Here is a 16651-nt window from a genome sequence, read left to right as displayed (position 1 = left end):
CCTGGCTCCCATGTCGGCCCCTTCCTCGCGTACTGCGGCATCGCCGCGCTGGTTCGTCGCCGGCGACCTCAATGGCTTCTTCGGCCTGGTCGTCGACAATCTCTCCATCCTCGGTTTCATTGCGATGGCACTGGTCGGGATGTTCCAGTTCCCGGCCGAAGTGGTGTTCGGGCGCATGTTTCCCGGCACCGCGTTCGGCGTGCTGGTGGGCAACCTGCTCTACACCTTGATGGCGCGGCGGCTGGCCGCACGTACCGGGCGCGACGACGTCACCGCGATGCCGCTGGGCCTGGATGCGCCGACCAGCATCGGCATGGCGCTGTTGGTGCTGGGCCCGGCGTTCGTCGGCTTCAAGGCGCAGGGGCTGGACCCGCGGGCGGCCGCCATCGCCACCTGGGAACTCGGCATGGCGTCGCTGGTGGTGATGGGCCTGCTCAAGCTGGTGCTGTCGTTCGTCGGCGAGGCGGTCACGCGCGCGCTGCCGCGTGCGGCCTTGCTCGGTTCGATCGCCGGCATCGCGCTGGTGCTGATGGGCCTGTTGCCGCTGCTGGAAACCCTGCGCTCGCCGGTGGCCGGCTTCGTCACCCTGGGCCTGTTGCTGTATGTGCTGCTGGCCAAGGGGCGGCTGCCGACCAAGTTGCCCGGCGTGCTGGTGGCGTTCGTGATCGGCACTGCGTTGTATTACGGGCTGGGCCTGGCAGGCCTGGGCGCGCCGGGCTTTGCCGTGCCTGCATTCACGCCGCCGACGATCGTGTTGCCGCTGCCGAACCTGGGCTTCATCGACGGCCTGCCGGCCACGGTGGCATACCTGCCGTTGCTGCTGCCGTTCGGCTTGTTGATGGTGGTGGGCGGCATCAATGTCAGCGAGAGCGCACGCGCGGCGGGCGATGACTACCGCACCCGCGACATCCTGCTGGTGGAAGCCTTGGCCACGCTGGTCGCCGGCGTCTGCGGCGGGGTGGCGCAGACCACCCCGTACATCGGCCAGCCGGCCTACAAGCACATGGGCGCGCGCTCCGGTTACACGCTGCTGACCGGCCTGTTCGTCGGCATCGGCGGCATGCTCGGCGTGATCTCCGGGTTGGTGCAGTGGCTGCCGTTGGCGGTGCTGGCACCGATCATCGTGTACGTGTCGATTGACATCACCACGCAGGCGTTCCAGGCCACGCCCAGGCAACATGCCGGCGCGATGGTGCTGGGCTTTCTGCCGTCGGTGGCGTACCTGCTGACCATCAAGGCGCCGGGCTGGATCCCGCCGGAGCAGCTGGTCGCACTCACCACCAAGCTCGATGGGCACGGCCTGCCGGAGCTGGCGGTGATCTTCGCGCTGGGTAACGGCTTCATCATCACCGCAATGCTGTGGATCGCCACGGTGGTGGCGATGATCGATGACCGGCTGCGCCGCGGCGCGGTCTTCCTGCTGGTGGCCGCCGGGCTGACGCTGTTCGGCCTGATCCATTCGGTGGACCCGCGCGGCGGCATCTATCTGCCATGGTCGCTGCAAGGCCTGGCGCGCGCGATCAGCTGGCAGTTCGTCGGTGCCTATGTCGCGCTGGCGGTGACCCTGCTGCTGCTCTCGTTGTTGCCTGCACGCAAGGACACGGTGCAATGATGTCCCGCTCAGGTGTATTGCGCGTGCTCATCGGTGGCGCCCTGTTGCTTGGCACCGGCGGCGCCTGGGCGACGTCGTTCGATTGCAAGCAGGCAGGTACCGCGGTCGAAAAACGGCTGTGCGCGGTGCCGGCGCTGGGCACGCTGGACGATCAGCTGGACGCGTCCTATCGGGCGCTGGTGGACACCACGCCGCGGCACGCGGTCGCTGGCGTGCGCGATCAGCAGCGCGCCTGGTTGCGGCAGCGCAATGCCTGCGCGCAGGACGCCAAGCTGGACGGCTGCCTGCAACGCACATTGAAGGCCAGGGCCGATGCGTTGGCCAAGGCGCTCACTGCGCAGCAGCAGGCACTGGACCGCATCATCGCCGCGATTCCTGCCGCGCCTGCCGACGCCGCGCGCCAGTTGCAGGGCTACGACACGCCGCTGGCCTCGGCGTGGCTGGCCTATCTGCATCAGTTCGTTCCTGCTGCGGGCGTGGATGCGGCGCTGGCGGATGCGCGGTTTGAAAGCGCACGCAAGGCGCTGCGCAAGGTCGACGACTTCGCCGCATCCCTGCTCGACGACGTGGAGGGCGTACCTGCCATGCAGCCGCAGGAACGTATCCTGACGTTGTTGCGGATGTGGATCGAGCGCGACGACCGCGATCAGCGCCCGTACGTGCATTGCTTCATCTTCGCCACAGTGGGGGAGCCAGCATATGAGGCGTTCGGCTCGCTGTATGGCTCCACCCGCGACGGGTTCGCGCCCATCTGCGAGCCGCCGGGCGGCCTGTTTGCATTGGCCAGCTGGAAGCAGCTGGATGCCGGTTTCGACGGGTTGATCCAGGCCCTGGGCAAGGATGCAGGCACCATTCGCTACGCCAGTTACGCGGAGTGGAAAATCATCGCGCTACGCGCGTCGGTGTCGCCGTTGCTGTACCTGACCCCGGCATTGCGCAAGCGCTACGGCGACGATCCGGACAAGGCGATTGCCGCCTGGACCGGGGAAGACAGCGATTGGCCGGCGGCACAGCGCAAGGCCGTGCGCGCGTTGCTACCGAAGGTGCGCGCCGACACTGCCGCATGGCTGGTGCGCGAGAAGCGCCTGCCCGCGAAACAGGCCGAGCAGGCGGCCGCCGCGATCGTGGCGGCCTGGGTGAATGCGCGGTTGGATTTCGCAGGCTGAGAGCGGTGCGCACGCCTGCTCGCGGATTTCAGGCGGGCGGTGGCGTCGCTTGATGCGGCAACGCCGGTCGTCCTGGTCCGAGACCAGGCGATGTGGATGAGCCAAAGCTAACGCCAAAGCCGAAGCCAAAGCCAAAGCCAAAGCCAAAGCCAAAAGCCAAAGCATGCGATCTGGGGCTTGGCTGCAGGGCCCTTGCCCGCCCACCATCGCAGGACACGCCGCAAGTACGTCCTTGTAGGCTCCGGCGCGGCATCCATGCCGCTCAGGGTCCCGCGACGGTGAGCGGGCAAGGACCAGTCGAGATGGTCGGTACGCAAAGTAAGAGCAGGTGCTGGGTGCGCCTTGTTCAATCGTGAAGCATCGGCTCCACGTCTGATGCACACCGCACGAGAGACAGCTTTCAGATGAGCGCCGACCAACTGTCTGGTGCGGTGTCCTTGCCGGTTGCGGGACCGTGTGGCGGCATGGATGCCGCCACCGAGCCCCCAGGGACGGGTTCACGGCGTGTCCCGCAAGCGGTGAGGGCACCGCGCCTTCGATTCACTGAGCTTTTGATTCAAGCATCCGATCGCGGCTGAACAACCACGCTGTTCCCGGTCTCGACTGCTTTCTGGGTTGTGTGGCTGGGCTTGGAAAGTGCGGATGGATCAGCGGCAGAGCGGTCGATCTGGCGCTTGGTTGCAGGGCCCTTGCCCGCCCACCATCGCGGGACACGCCGCAAGTACGTCCTTGTAGGCTCCGGCGCGGCATCCATGCCGCTCAGGGTCCCGCGACGGTGAGCGGGCAAGGACCAGTTGAGAGGGTCGGTGTGCATGGAAGAGCAGTGCTGGATGCGTCTTGTTCGATCATGAAGCGTCGGCTCCACGTCCGATGCGCGCCGCACGACAGACGGCTTTTCAGATGAGTACCGACCAACTCTCTGGTGCGGTGTCCTTGCCGGTTGCGGGACCGTGTGGCGGCATGGATGCCGCCACCGAGCCCCCACCGCCAGGGACGGATTCACGGCGTGCCCTGCAAGCGGTGACGGCGCCGCGCCCTCGATTCACCGCCAGGGACGGATTCACGGCGTGCCCTGCAAGCGGTGACGGCGCCGCGCCCTCGATTCAATGCTTGATCGCAGTATCGCTGCACATCGATGGAACCACCGCGATCTGGCATGGTCACACCCTGGATGGTGTCGATGTAAGGAGTTCCATGATGCAATCCAAGTCTTCGCGTTGGCCGTGGCTGCTGGCAGTTCCGGTGGTGGCCGGCGCTGCCTGGTGGGTGTTCAGCGGGTCACCCACTGCGCCGGGCGCCTTGCCAGCGCCGATCAGCCAGACCGCCAGCGCCGTGGCAGCGGCGGTGACCCCGTCGCCGCCGGCGCCGGCGGGGCCGCGCCATCCGGTGCAGCAGCCCTCGGCCGATGCCGCCGACGCGGCGATCCCTGCGCTGGGTCAAAGCGATGCGGCAGCGTGGGAGGCCTTGCTGGCGTTGGTGCAGGACGACGGTGCATTGTCGATCGTGTTGCGCAAGCACTTGATCGAACGGGTTGTGGTGATGATCGACAATCTCACCCAGCCCAGCATCAGCCGTCGCGCCTCGGTGCTGCAACCGGTGGCAGGTGAATTTGCGGTGTCCGATGCCGCCGGAAGTGTAGTGGTCGACCAGGCCAATGCGGCGCGTTATGCGCCGTACGTTGCGGCGTTCACCCAGGTGGATGCGCAGGCGCTGGTGCGCAGTTATGTACGTTTCTATCCGTTGTTGCAGCAGGCGTATGCCGACCTGGGCGCGCCGGATCGTTACTTCAACGATCGCGTGATCGACGTGATCGATCATTTGCTGCGCACGCCCGACCCGGCACAGCCGATCAGGGTGCAACGCGACGAGCGTGGCCGTTATCGGTTTGTCGATCCGGCGTTGGAGTCGCTGTCGGTCGGTCAAAAGGCGCTGCTGCGGCTGGGGCCGGCGCAGGCGGCTGCCGTGAAGGCGCAGTTGCAGCGGATCCGCACGGCGTTGCTGCAGGGTCGTTGAAGCGGCGTGTGGTGGGGCGAGGATAAGGCCGCCCGGTGCGGCCTTGCATGCATGGTTGCAGCTTCGCGCCACATTCCGGCATGAAGCAACGCAGATGGGCGGCACGCGCTACGCCACGTGCCGCCATTACTTACGCCGCATCCAGTTCCGGATAGTGGCGGAAGATGCCATTGGTATTGAACGCCACGCGTCGTTCGGATGCGAGATAGGCCGCGATGCGCGGGCGCGCGGCCACGCGTTGCTGCAAGGCCTTCAGGCCGGGAAGATCGGCCGATAGTGTCTTCATGCGCTTGGGGAACATGTACTCCAATCCGCTGACCAACTGGAACAGCGACAGGTCCACGTACGAGTGCGTGCCCAGCACATGGGTGCCGCCGGCCTGTTGCAGCACCTGTTCGAAGTAGCCCAGGAACTTGGGCAGGCGATTGTCGCGCAGGTCCTTGGCGCGCTTGGCTGCCTCGGCTTTCTGATCTTCGTAATACAGGCCGGTGGCGATCGGATGATGGCTGTCGTGCACCTCGGCCACCAGGTCGGCGATGGTCAGCTGCAACTGCAATGCCTGGATGCGCTGCGCGTCCGAGTCGGGTACCAGCTGCAGTTGTGGCCCGATGACATGCAGGATGGCCCCAACCTGCGCAACCACCGTATCGCCAGCCTTGAGGAAGGGCGGCGCAAACGGCTGCGCGCCGGGCTGGTTGCCTTCCAGAAAGGCATTCATCACCTCATCGCCTTCCACGCGCGCCACGTCGGTGTAGTCGGCACCGGCATCTTCCAGTGCGAGGCGGACGAATTCGCCGCGGCCTTGCAGGCCGGTCCAGTAGTAGAGCTGGTAGTGCATGTGCTGCTCCGCGATTGACAGCGCTACACCATAGAAACCGCGCGGCTAGGCGGGCGTGATCGAGGCGTCAGCGGGCTGTGACTCGGTACCGCCGTGCGGTTGTGCCAGCAGCCAGGTCAGCTTGCGCGCGCGCGGTTGTTGCTTGAGCTGCCACTCCGCGCGCGAGGCGGCGGCGCGGTCCGCATATGGATGGCTGGCAAGCAGTTCCAGCGGCGGATGTGCACGTGTATAGCGCGCGCCGGTGCCACGCAGGTGTGCCTGAAAGCGCCGTTCCAGATCGTTGGTGATGCCGGCGTAATAGCTGCCGTTGCGGCACAGCAGCAGGTAGAGGTGCCAGGGCTTGGGTGCATCCATGTGCCCATTATCGCTGCTGGCCGGGTGTCGTGCAGCGAGGGTCTTGGCGCGCGCCGGGCATGGATGACCGGCACGCGGCGACGCGTGAGTGAATAACCATCTGAACATTGGTTATTTGACGCTTGAGCCAGCTGCAAACAGCATGCGCTACTGCATTGCAGCGCCGTTTTGGCTTGCGCTGCGCAAGGGTCGCCGTGCATGCACAACGCTCGCCGACTCGCAGTTCCCCACGCTGCTGCAAGACAGCCGACGCCACGAAAGGACGTACATGCCCGCGCGACACCGGACCCCTGCAAGGATCCTCGCTGCTTCGAGATGGTTGGCCAGGCCGCAGGTGTTGGCGTGGAGTCTGGCATGGGCGGTTACGCCGGTGCTGGCCGATGAGGTGGGCGAGGCTGCCGCGACGCCGGAGCGCGCCGCGCAGACCCTGGGTGCGGTCACCGTGACCGCCACGCGCCGCGAAACCACCTTGCAGCAGGTGCCGGTGGCGGTATCGGTGGTCCAGGGCGAGACGCTTGAGCGCGAAAACCGCAACAGCGTGGCCGACCTGCCGGCCCTGGTGCCCAGCCTGACCTTCCGCACTGGTGCCTCCAACAAGGACACCTCGTTGTTCCTGCGTGGCGTGGGCACCATTTCCACCTCGCCGGGCGTCGAGCCCAGCGTGGCCACGGTGATCGACGGGGTGGTGCTGGGGCGTCCAGGCCAGGCCACGCTGGACCTGCTCGATGTCGAGCGCATCGAAGTCCTGCGCGGGCCGCAGGGCACCTTGTTCGGCAAGAACGCCTCGGCCGGCGTGCTCAATATCGTCAGCAAGCCGGCGCCGGAACTGTTTGGCGGCTATGTCGATTATTCGCACTTCGGTGGCGGCGACGAAGACCGCGTGCGTGCCAGTGTTGGCGGCACGCTGGTGCCGGAGCTGCTCAAGGCCAGCGTGTCGACGTTGTGGGCCGAGTACGGCGGCAATGTGCGCAATGTGGCCGACGGCCAGACCGTCAACGGCTACCGACGCTCCGGCGCGCGGCTGCGGCTGGACCTGACCCCGACCCCCGGCTTGAACGCGACGCTGCTCGCCGACTACCTGCAATCGCACAGCGATGCGCCCAGCGGGGTGGTGGTTGCCAGCACGCGTGCGGACTTCGCCGCGGCGCTGGCACCGGTTGTCGCCAGCGCCGACAACCGGCAGATCAACAGCGATTACCGCACGCAGCTGGACGACATCAACAAGGGCGTCTCGCTGCAGCTGGACCAGCAGCTCGGCGATGCGCTGCTGACCTCGATCAGCGCGTGGCGGCAGTGGGACAACACCCAGTTCCAGGACGGCGATCGCACCGCGCAACGCAGCGCGGCGCTTCCGTCCTCGCACGACCGTGGCGACCTGGGGTACACGCAGTATTCGCAGGAATTGCGCCTGCAGACCCCGCGCGACCGCGCGGTGGAAGCGGTGGCCGGGCTGTATTACCTGCATGCGCGCAACGACGAAACCTATCGCCGCACGGTGACGACGCCCACCGCCAGCAACGTGGGCGTGGCCGATTACGCCACCCGCGCGCAAACCTATGCCGCGTTCGGCGAGGCGACCTGGCATTGGCGCCCGGACCTGCGGGCGCTGCTGGGCGCACGCTTTACCCGCGACACGCTCGACTACCGGCACCAGCGCGTGTCCAGCTCCGCAGCCGCGGTTACCGGCATCCAGCCGTCTACGGCGAGCAGTGGCAGCACCGCGGAAAACGGCGTGTCCGGCCGCATCGGCCTGCAATACGACGTCGATGCGCAGACCACCGGTTACCTCACCTATTCGCGCGGCTACAAGGGCCCGGCCTACAACGTGTTCTTCAACATGCAGCCGCGCGATACGCCGGCGCTGAAGCCGGAAACCTCCAACGCCTGGGAACTCGGCCTGAAGGCGCGTGCACTGGACGATCGCCTCAGTGCGAACGTGGCGCTGTTCCATACCGAGTACGCCAACTACCAGGCCAACTTCTTCGACACCGTGGCCGGGCAGGTGGTGACGCGCCTGATCAACGCCGGGCAGGTGCGCACGCAGGGCCTGGAGCTGGACCTGGAGTATCGGCCCACCGAGCGGCTCAGCCTGGCCGGCTCGCTGGCCTACACGCAGGCGCGCATCCAGCGGTTTGCCTGCCCCGCCGCCGCCGCGGCCAACTGCAATGTCGACGGCAGGCCGCTGCCGTTTTCGCCGGACTGGAAGGGCAATCTGCGCGTCGGGTATCGGGTGCCGCTGCGCGGCAGCCTGGCGCTGGAATTCAGCGGCGACGTGAGCTGGCAGGACAGCGTGCAGTACGACCTCAGCCAGACCCCGCAAACCGTCCAGGGCCCGTATGCGATCTGGAACGCCAGCATCGCGCTGGCCGACGATGCGCATGGCTGGCGGGTGGCGGTGCTCGGCCGCAATCTCGGCGACCGCGCGTATGCGCCGCTATTGGCCAATGCCACCGGCAACGTGTACCGACTGGTGCCGCGTGACGACCAGCGTTATGTCGGGCTGCAATTGCACAAGGATTTTTGACGATGTTTGTGATGTGTTTCGAGAGTGATCCGAGCCATGCAGGCGCGACGCACGGTGGATTGCGATGAGCGCCGCACGACAGCTCTCGCTCGGGGCGTTCCTGATGGCCACCGGCCATCACGTGGCCGCGTGGCGGCATCCGCAGGCCAGTGCCGATCCGCTGGTGTTCGATCACTACCGTGAGATGGTGCGCATCGCCGAGGCCGCCAGGTTCGATGCGGTGTTCGTCGCCGACAGCCTGGCTGCGGCCGGTGGGCCGGTGGCATCGCGGATGGCGCGCTCCAGCCTGTTCGAGCCGCTCACGCTGCTGAGCGCGCTGGCGGTGGTGAGCGAGCGTATCGGCCTGATTGCCACCATGACCACCAGCTACAATGAGCCGTACCACGTGGCGCGCAAGTTCGCCTCGCTGGACCATCTGTCCGGCGGGCGTGCCGGCTGGAATCTGGTCACTTCCGATGCCGCCGACGAAGCATTGAACTTCAACCGCGACGCGCATTACGTGCATGCCGAGCGCTATGCGCGGGCGCGCGAATTCCAGCAGGTGGTCGCGGGGCTGTGGGACAGCTGGGACGACGATGCCTTCATCGCCGATACCGCCGCCGGCGTGCACTACGATCCGGCGCGGTTGCATGTGCTGGATCATCGCGGCGCGCACTTCCAGGTCCGCGGCCCGCTCAACATCGCGCGTGCGCCGCAGGGGCATCCGGTGCTGGTGCAGGCCGGCTCGTCCGAGCCCGGGCGCGCGCTGGCGGCGGAAACGGCCGAGGTGGTGTTCACCGCGCAATCGTCGCTGGCCAAGGCGCAGGCATTTTATGCCGACATCAAGGGGCGGCTGGAACAGTTCGGGCGTTCGCGCGATGCGTTGAAGGTGATGCCGGGTGTGTTCATCGTGGTCGGGCAGAGCCAGGCCGAGGCGCAGGAAAAGTTCGAGCAGTTCCAGGCGCTGGTGGAGCCGGAGGTCGGCATCGCGCTGCTGTCGCGCATGCTGGGCAATTTCGACCTGTCCGGCTATCCGCCCGATGGCCCGTTGCCGGAGTTGCCGCTCACCGAAACCGGGCAACGCAGTCGCCAGCAGTTGTTCACCGAGCTGGCCGGGCAGGAGCAACTGAGCATTGCCCAGCTCGGCCGGCGCATCGCAGGCGGGCGCGGGCATTACAGCCTGATCGGCACGCCCACGCAGATTGCCGACGAGCTGCAGGCCTGGTTCGAGCAGGGCGCCGCCGACGGCTTCAACGTGCTGGTACCCCATCTGCCCGGCGGCCTGGCCGATGTGGCCACGCACGTGGTGCCCGAGCTGCAGCGGCGTGGACTGTTCCGGCGTGAATATGCCGGGCGCACCTTGCGCGATCATCTGGGGCTGGCACGCCCCGTCAATCGCTTCAGCGCACGCTGACTCACCGGATACCCTGATGACCTATCTCGCACACCCCGATCGTTACGACCGTATCGCCTACCGCCGTGTCGGCCGCAGCGGTCTTGTCCTGCCTGCGCTGTCGCTGGGCCTGTGGCACAACTTCGGCGACAGCACGCCGATCGACACGCAGCGCGCATTGCTGCGTACTGCCTTCGACCTGGGCATCACCCATTTCGATCTGGCCAACAACTACGGCCCGCCGTATGGCAGCGCGGAAATCAACTTTGGCCGCCTGCTGCGTGAAGACTTCAGGCCGTATCGCGATGAATTGATCCTCTCCACCAAGGCCGGCTGGGACATGTGGCCGGGCCCGTACGGGCAGGGCGGCAGTTCGCGCAAGTACCTGCTGTCCAGCCTGGACCAGAGCCTGCAACGCCTGGGCGTGGACTACGTGGACATCTTCTACTCGCACCGCTTCGATGCGGACACGCCGCTGGAAGAGACCGCCGGTGCACTGGCCAGCGCGGTGCAGCAGGGCAAGGCGCTGTATGTGGGCGTGTCGTCGTATTCGGCGGCGCGCACGCGCGAAATCGCCGCGTTGTTGCGCGAGTGGAAGGTGCCGTTGTTGATCCATCAGCCGGCCTACAACCTGTTCAATCGCTGGGCCGAGCACGAATTGTTCGACGCAACCGAGGAGGTCGGCGCCGGGGTCATCGCCTTCACGCCACTGGCGCAGGGCCTGTTGACCGGCAAGTACCTCAATGGCGTGCCCGGCGATGCGCGGGTGAACCGGCCTGGTGGCGACTCGCTGCGGCCGGAACATCTGTCCGAGGACAACCTGCAACGCGCACGCGGGCTGGAGGCGATCGCGCAGCGGCGTGGGCAGAGCCTGGCGCAGCTGGCCTTGGCCTGGGTGCTGCGCGACCAGCGGGTGAGCTCGGCATTGCTGGGCGCCAGCCGCCCGGAGCAGTTGATTGAAAACGTCGCGGCCTTGCAGACGACCGAGTTCAGTGCGGACGAGCTGGCCGAGATCGATCGCTTTGCGGTCGAGGGTGGCGTGAACCTCTGGGAAAAACCGTCCACCGATTGGCAATGAGGAACACGCCGATGCGCTACCGTTTTTTGTTTGCTGCGTTGCTGTTGTTCGGCATCGCGTGGCTGCAACCCGCAACGGCCGCCGAGCCGGCGCAGCTGCGTATCGGCTATCAGAAAGCGGTGTCCAGCCTGGTGCTGGCCAAGCAGCATCGGTTGCTGGAGCAGCGCTTCCCGCGCACCAGGATCAGCTGGGTGGAGTTCCCGGCCGGCCCGCAGCTGCTGGAAGCCCTGAACGTAGGCAGCATCGACCTGGGCGGTGCCGGTGACATTCCGCCGCTGTTCGCGCAGGCCGCCGGTGCCGACCTGCTGTACGTGGGCTGGGTGCCGCCCACGCCCAAGGCCGAGACCATCCTGGTGCCGGCCAGCAGCTCGCTGCGGCGTGTGGCCGACCTCAAGGGCAAGCGGGTTGCCTTCCAGAAAGGCTCCAGTGCGCACAACCTGCTGCTGCGGCTGTTGGCCAAGTCCGGCCTGAGCATGCGCGACATCACGCCCTTGTATCTGTCGCCGGCCAACGCACGTGCGGCGTTCGCGGCCGGGCAGGTGGATGCCTGGGCGATCTGGGACCCGTGGTATTCGGCACTGACGCTGGATGGCAGCGCACGCCTGCTCGCCAACGGCGAAGGGCTGGGGCTGACCGGCGGGTTCTTCCTGTCCTCGCGCCGTTACGCCACCGCCTGGGGTCCGTTCGTGCAGCAGGTGATGGGCACGCTCAACCAGGCCGATGGCTTGCTGGAGCGCGACCGCGCCGGCAGCATCAAGGTGCTGGCGCAGGTCAGCGGGCTGTCGCCCGCGGTGGTCGAGCGCACGCTGACGCACCGCCCGCCGGCCAGCGTGCAGCCGCTCAGCGCCGAGGTCGTCAAGGCGCAGCAGGCCACTGCCGATCTGTTCTACGCGCAGCGCCTGTTGCCCAAGCGCGTGCTGGTGGCGCCGGCGGTATGGCGTGCGCCCGCGGCGGCCGCCGCGCAAACGGCGGGCAAGCCGGCGGGGGGCAAGTGATGCGCGCAAGCCGCAGCACACGCGCAGGTGCGGACGCGTGCCGGACATCGGCAACGGGCAGATGCGCGCCGTCGCGTCGAGGCCCTGCCACCACACCACGGTTGCGCGATGCGTAGCCGCCTGCAGCGTCTGGGCAATGCACTGGTGCCCTGGGTGTTGCCGCTGGCCTTGCTGGTGGCCTGGCAGGTCGCGGCCTCCGGCGGCTGGTTGCCGCAGCGCATCCTGCCTGCGCCGGACGCGGTGCTGCGCGCGGCAGTCACCTTGGTGCGCAGTGGCGAGTTGTGGCAACACCTGGCCATCAGCAGCTGGCGTGCGGCCGTGGGCCTGGCCATCGGCGGCAGCATCGGCTTTGCGCTGGGCCTGCCGACCGGCGTGTCGCGGGTGGCCGAGCGCCTGCTCGACAGCAGCCTGCAGATGCTGCGCAACGTGCCGCATCTGGCGCTGATTCCGCTGGTGATCCTGTGGTTCGGCATCGACGAGGGCGCCAAGCTGTTCCTGGTGGCATTGGGCACGTTCTTCCCGATCTACCTCAATACCTACCACGGCATCCGCAGCGTGGACCCGGCCTTGATCGAGATGGCGCGCAATTACGGCTTGCGCGGGCCGCAGCTGTTCGTCGATGTGTTGTTGCCCGGCGCATTGCCGTCGATCCTGGTCGGCTTGCGCTTTGCGTTGGGGCTGATGTGGCTGACCCTGATCGTGGCCGAAACCATTTCCGCCAGTTCCGGTATCGGCTATCTGGCGACCAACGCGCGCGAGTTTCTGCAGACCGACATCGTGGTGGTCGCCATCGTGTTGTATGCACTGCTCGGCAAGCTGGCCGATCTGGCCGCACGCGGACTGGAAGCCTGGTGGCTGGGCTGGCATCCGGCGCAGCAACAGCGTGCGGAGCTGCGCCGATGAGCGCGACCGACACCGGCCTGCCGCTGCGCTTGCGCGGCATCGGCAAGCGCTACGGCGATAGCGCCGTGTTGCGCGGCATCGACCTGGACGTCGCACCCGGCGCATGTGTGGCGGTGGTCGGGCGCAGCGGCTGCGGCAAGAGCACCTTGCTGCGGGTGATCGCCGGGCTGGAGACGGCCGAGACCGGCACCGTCGACAGCGGTAATGCCGCGCTGGCGGCGCAGCGCGATACGGTGCGGCTGATGTTCCAGGACGCACGGCTGCTGCCGTGGAAGCGCGTGATCGACAACGTGGCGCTGGGCCTGGGGCGTGCCGGGCGTGCGCAGGCACAGGTGGCGCTGGACGCGGTGGGGCTGGGCTCGCGTGGCGGCGACTGGCCGGCGACGCTGTCCGGCGGCCAGCGCCAGCGCGTGGCCCTGGCGCGTGCGCTGGTGCATCGGCCGCGGCTGTTGCTGCTGGACGAACCGCTGGGCGCGCTGGATGCGTTGACGCGCATCGAGATGCAGCAGCTGATCGTGCAGTTGTGGCGGCAGCATGGCTTCACCCTGGTGCTGGTGACCCACGACGTGGCCGAGGCCAGTGCGCTGGCCGATCGCATCGTGCTGATCGAACACGGCCAGGTCGGCCTGGATCTGCCGGTGCCGGTCCCGCATCCGCGTGCACCCGGCGCGCCGGCCCTGGCGGCAATCCAGGCGCAGGTGCTGGCGCGCCTGCTGCGGACGCCGGACGTGGTGGCGCCAGCGGGCGCGGACACTCCTGCTGAGGAGCAGGAGGGTGCCATGCCTGCACCTTTGTCTCTCCGGCGGATCATCTGACGGTTTGCCGGTGGGCCTGGGTCGCTCAGGCCACTGTGCGAGCCCATACCGCGCATCTCATGCAACGGATAGGAGCCGGTCCTGGTGCCCGCATCGGCGCCCGCGCAGCCGCCACACCTTGAAACCCCGCACGGCAGCCGCATCTGCACGGTATCGTCGGCGTCGCCGGCCACCAGTTCAGAGGATTCTCCCCATGCGGATGGACAAGCTCACCTCGCGGTTCCAGCAGGCGCTGGCCGACGCGCAGTCGCTGGCCGTGGGCCGCGACCACAACATCATCGAGCCGGTGCACGTGCTGGCCGCGCTGCTCGACCAGAGCGGCGGCAGCACGCGCCCGCTGCTGTCGCAGGCCGGCGTCAACGTGCCGCTGCTGCGCGAGCGGCTGGGCGAGGCGCTGGACACGCTGCCCAAGGTCTCCGGGCAGGAAGGCAACCTGTCGATCGGCAACGATCTCAACCGCCTGCTCAACCAGACCGACAAGCTGTCCCAGCAACATGGCGATGCGTTCATCGCCAGCGAGTGGTTCGTGCTGGCGGCCGCCGACGATGCCAGCCCGCTGGGCGTGGCCCTGCGGGCGGCCGGTGGCGACAAGAAGAAGATCGAAGCGGCCATCGACAAGCTGCGCGGCGGCGAGACCGTGCAGTCGGAAAACGCCGAGGAACAACGCCAGGCGCTGGAAAAATACACCATCGACCTGACTGCGCGCGCGGAGAGCGGCAAGCTCGATCCGGTGATCGGCCGCGACGAAGAAATTCGCCGCACCATCCAGGTGTTGCAGCGGCGCACCAAGAACAACCCGGTGCTGATCGGCGAACCGGGCGTGGGCAAGACCGCCATTGTCGAGGGCCTGGCCCAGCGCATCATCAACGGCGAAGTGCCCGAAGGCCTGCGCGGCAAGCGCGTGCTGTCGCTGGACATGGGCGCGTTGATTGCCGGCGCCAAGTTCCGCGGCGAGTTCGAAGAACGCCTGAAGGCGGTGCTCAGCGATCTGTCCAAGAACGAGGGCCAGATCATCCTGTTCATCGACGAGCTGCACACCATGGTCGGCGCCGGCAAGGCCGATGGCGCGATGGACGCCGGCAACATGCTCAAGCCGGCGCTGGCGCGTGGCGAGCTGCACTGCATCGGCGCCACCACGCTGGACGAATACCGCAAGTACATCGAGAAGGACGCTGCGCTGGAGCGGCGCTTCCAGAAGGTGTTCGTGGGCGAGCCGACGGTGGAGGACACCATCGCGATCCTGCGCGGCTTGAAGGAACGCTACGCGGTGCATCACGGCGTGGAAATCACCGACCCGGCGATCGTCGCCGCCGCCACCCTGTCCAACCGCTACATCACCGACCGCCAGCTGCCGGACAAGGCCATCGATTTGATGGACGAGGCAGCCTCGCGTATCCGCATGGAGATCGACTCCAAGCCGGAGGAACTGGATCGCCTGGAGCGCCGCCTGATCCAGCTCAAGATCCAGCGCGAGATGCTGAAGAAGGAAAAGGACGACGCTTCGCGTCAGCGCCTGGCCGATCTGGAAACCGACATCGACAAGCTCGAGCGCGAGTTCTACGACCTCAACGAGTTGTGGAAGTCGGAAAAGGCCGCGTTGCAGGGCACCACCAAGGTCAAGGAGCAGATCGAGCACGCCAAGCTGGAACTGGAAGCGGCGCAACGGCGCCAGGACTACGCCAAGATGAGCGAGATCCAGTACGGCGTGCTGCCGCAGCTGGAAAAGCAGATGGCGCTGGCCAACGAGGTCGAACACCACGACTTCAAGCTGGTGCAGGACCGCGTCACCGCCGAGGAAATCGCCGAGGTGGTGTCGCGCTGGACCGGGATCCCGGTCAACAAAATGCTCGAAGGCGAGCGCGACAAACTGCTGCGCATGGAAGAGGAACTGCACCAGCGCGTGGTCGGGCAGAACGAGGCGATCAAGGTCGTCTCCGACGCGGTGCGGCGTTCGCGCGCCGGCCTGTCCGATCCCAATCGCCCGAGCGGCTCGTTCCTGTTCTTAGGTCCCACCGGCGTGGGCAAGACCGAGTTGTGCAAGGCGCTGGCGGACTTCCTGTTCGACAGCACCGAGGCCATGATCCGCATCGACATGAGCGAGTTCATGGAGAAGCATTCGGTGTCGCGCCTGATCGGTGCGCCCCCGGGCTACGTGGGCTACGAGGAAGGCGGCTATCTGACCGAGGCGGTGCGTCGGCGTCCGTATTCGCTGATCCTGCTGGACGAGGTGGAAAAGGCGCATGCCGATGTCTTCAACATCCTGCTGCAGGTGCTCGACGACGGCCGCCTCACCGATGGCCAGGGCCGCACGGTGGACTTCCGCAATACCGTCATCGTGATGACTTCCAACCTGGGCTCGCACCAGATCCAGGAGCTGTCCGGCGACGGCAGCGCCGAGGCCTACACGCAGATGAAGGCGGCGGTGATGGGCGTGGTGCAGGCGCATTTCCGCCCGGAGTTCATCAACCGGCTGGACGACATCGTGGTGTTCCATCCGCTGGACAAGGCGCAGATCAAGTCGATCGCGCGCATCCAGTTGCATGGGCTGGAAAAACGCCTGTCCGAGCGCGGCCTCAAGCTGGACCTGGACGATGCGGCGCTGGAATTGCTGGGCAATGTCGGTTTCGACCCGGTGTATGGCGCGCGCCCGCTCAAGCGCGCGATCCAGTCGCAGGTGGAAAACCCGCTGGCGCAGCAGATCCTGTCGGGGCATTACCTCAGCGGCGACACCGTGCAAGTGCGCGCTGAAGGCGGGCGCCTGGTGTTCACCAAGGGCTGAGAGCCGGCATCGGTTGTGCGCCGCATCGCTGGTCGCGTTTGAAGCAAGCAACGGGCACTGCGCAGGCAGTGCCCGTTTGCGTGATGTGGATGGCACATGCGGCGCATCGTTGTGCTCACAACGTGGTGGCATAAGGTCATCACCGCTGGTTTGCAGACACGCGCGCAAGGCCGGCTATGGTCGGCACTCCTGTCCGAGCGAG

General features: G+C 67.1%; 12 protein-coding genes. 10 read left to right on the top strand and 2 right to left on the bottom strand.

Annotated elements, in window-relative coordinates:
• Positions 1–10 precede the first annotated feature (10 nt).
• The 3 genes from EO139_RS06180 to EO139_RS06160 all read left to right on the top strand — a co-directional run bounded on the left by EO139_RS06180 (position 11) and on the right by EO139_RS06160 (position 4791).
• Entirely contained in the window at positions 11–1612 is a 1602-nt protein-coding gene (locus EO139_RS06180) for a hypothetical protein (protein WP_126969751.1), read from the top strand.
• Positions 1612–2778 carry a lysozyme inhibitor LprI family protein gene (locus tag EO139_RS06175; RefSeq protein WP_126970023.1) on the top strand — a complete coding sequence of 389 codons (1167 nt, stop codon included), beginning with the start codon at positions 1612–1614 and terminating at the stop codon, positions 2776–2778. The genes EO139_RS06180 and EO139_RS06175 overlap by 1 nt, the downstream gene beginning before the upstream one ends.
• Positions 2779–3975: 1197 nt before the next feature.
• Positions 3976–4791, top strand: a complete 816-nt coding sequence (locus EO139_RS06160) for a DUF3014 domain-containing protein (RefSeq protein WP_126969749.1) — start codon at positions 3976–3978, stop codon at positions 4789–4791.
• A 130-nt stretch (positions 4792–4921) separates the two neighbouring features.
• Here EO139_RS06160 and EO139_RS06155 read toward each other — a convergent pair whose 3' ends face one another.
• Complete coding sequence (locus EO139_RS06155) at positions 4922–5629, bottom strand: glutathione S-transferase (RefSeq protein WP_126946740.1); 708 nt, start codon at positions 5627–5629, stop codon at positions 4922–4924.
• Positions 5630–5674: 45 nt separating this feature from the next.
• Entirely contained in the window at positions 5675–5983 is a 309-nt protein-coding gene (locus EO139_RS06150) for a GIY-YIG nuclease family protein (protein WP_126969747.1), read from the bottom strand.
• A gap of 268 nt (positions 5984–6251) precedes the next feature.
• On the opposite strand from EO139_RS06150, the gene EO139_RS06145 reads away from it, so the two are divergent.
• From EO139_RS06145 to clpB, 7 genes are all read left to right on the top strand, one after another.
• Complete coding sequence (locus tag EO139_RS06145) at positions 6252–8507, top strand: TonB-dependent receptor (RefSeq protein WP_241235918.1); 2256 nt, start codon at positions 6252–6254, stop codon at positions 8505–8507.
• A gap of 64 nt (positions 8508–8571) precedes the next feature.
• On the top strand, positions 8572–9900 hold the full coding sequence (locus EO139_RS06140; protein ID WP_104583628.1) for an LLM class flavin-dependent oxidoreductase: 1329 nt from the start codon (positions 8572–8574) through the stop codon (positions 9898–9900).
• A 16-nt stretch (positions 9901–9916) separates the two neighbouring features.
• Positions 9917–10957 (top strand): L-glyceraldehyde 3-phosphate reductase, encoded by a 1041-nt coding sequence (mgrA, locus tag EO139_RS06135; protein WP_126969745.1) that lies wholly within the window; start codon positions 9917–9919, stop codon positions 10955–10957.
• Between the two features lie 11 nt (positions 10958–10968).
• Positions 10969–11952: an aliphatic sulfonate ABC transporter substrate-binding protein gene (locus EO139_RS06130; protein WP_126969743.1), complete on the top strand. Its 984-nt coding sequence runs from the start codon at positions 10969–10971 to the stop codon at positions 11950–11952.
• A 108-nt stretch (positions 11953–12060) separates the two neighbouring features.
• Complete coding sequence (gene ssuC / locus EO139_RS06125; protein WP_126969741.1) at positions 12061–12855, top strand: aliphatic sulfonate ABC transporter permease SsuC; 795 nt, start codon at positions 12061–12063, stop codon at positions 12853–12855.
• Positions 12852–13670, top strand: a complete 819-nt coding sequence (locus EO139_RS06120) for an ATP-binding cassette domain-containing protein (protein WP_126969739.1) — start codon at positions 12852–12854, stop codon at positions 13668–13670. The genes ssuC and EO139_RS06120 overlap by 4 nt, the downstream gene beginning before the upstream one ends.
• A 193-nt stretch (positions 13671–13863) precedes the next feature.
• Positions 13864–16449: an ATP-dependent chaperone ClpB gene (clpB, locus tag EO139_RS06115; RefSeq protein ID WP_126969737.1), complete on the top strand. Its 2586-nt coding sequence runs from the start codon at positions 13864–13866 to the stop codon at positions 16447–16449.
• Positions 16450–16651 lie beyond the last annotated feature (202 nt).

The sequence above is a fragment of the Xanthomonas sp. BRIP62411 genome (assembly GCF_003993525.1).
GTDB lineage: Bacteria > Pseudomonadota > Gammaproteobacteria > Xanthomonadales > Xanthomonadaceae > Xanthomonas > Xanthomonas euroxanthea.
This window is presented reverse-complemented; position numbering and strand designations above follow the sequence as displayed.